Here is a 288-nt window from a genome sequence, read left to right on the forward strand (position 1 = left end):
CCTATTAGCTATCTTTCCACTGGTGTTGGCATTGACCAAAATGGATGTGGATTATAGCAAATTCCAAAATATTCAAGATATGGACACCGCTTATCAATATTCGATGACGCTGATGGAGAGTCTTCCTAGTAGCACATTGATGATATCGCAAGTCATGGTCTTTGGTTTGTTTGCGCTACAATTGATATTTATCACTTTGCGTGGTCAATCATTAGGTAAGCTGATTACGGGTATTCGGGTAGTGGATCAGAACACGCACCGCTTGCCTTCTTTTCTTAAGCTTATCGG

Annotated in this window: 1 protein-coding gene; it reads left to right on the plus strand. The window is 41.0% G+C overall.

Going from position 1 to position 288, the window contains the following annotated elements:
- Positions 1 to 288, plus strand: a 288-nt coding sequence (locus AAEY78_RS12595) for an RDD family protein (RefSeq protein ID WP_352339674.1), incomplete at both ends; no start/stop codon positions are given.

Source organism: Psychrobacter sp. 16-MNA-CIBAN-0192, assembly GCF_040309565.1.
Taxonomy (GTDB): Bacteria; Pseudomonadota; Gammaproteobacteria; order Pseudomonadales; family Moraxellaceae; genus Psychrobacter.